The following is a 654-nucleotide window of genomic DNA, read 5'->3' on the forward strand; positions in this document are numbered from 1 at the left end:
ATTTGTATCAAGACCTGAAAAAGCAGTTCCAACACCTTGAAAGGAACTCGCTGTTACAGCTCCATCTTTAGAAATGTAAGATAATTCATAGGTTGGCTCGGTGAAAGCACCGTTTTTAAAGCTTGCATTACCGCCTAAAAATTTTGCAATATCCTTACCGATCGTATGAATCTGACCACCCGTAACCACATCATGCGAACCTTGAGCAAGCGTACCATCCGCAACATTATGCAGACCAACAGCCACAGAACCCTTTCCTTTACCAAAAGTAACACTCGTATAATCAGTTTCACCCTTTGCATTTTTATCATAATGAACTACAGCTGAACCATCAGACTGAAGGTTATTAGAAAGATCCTTCAAGCTTGCATCAAGCTGACCCTTATTAACTGCTTCATTATCATTCTCTGCTTTCTTTACACCAGAAAGCGTACGATCCCCATTCGAGCTATCTGCTATACTGATGCTGCCACCATCTTTCTCACCACCGATCACGATAACTTTTGTCTTCTCATCTCGCTTAACTAAGCTATCTCCCACAACTTTGGTAATCTCGTTCTTTACTTCTTTATGTATATTGGTAATAGAACTACCAACTCCAGCAAAAGCTTCCGCTACATTGTGATAACTTGACTCACTTTCTGTACCATCTGC

1 pseudogene is annotated in these 654 nt (G+C 40.7%); it reads right to left on the reverse strand.

The annotated features are described in order from the left end of the window. A pseudogene (locus J7R10_RS08395) lies at nt 1–654 on the reverse strand (hypothetical protein); the annotation flags it as partial.

Origin of the sequence: Bartonella vinsonii subsp. berkhoffii ATCC 51672 (genome assembly GCF_902825225.1) — a bacterium.
GTDB lineage: Bacteria > Pseudomonadota > Alphaproteobacteria > Rhizobiales > Rhizobiaceae > Bartonella > Bartonella berkhoffii.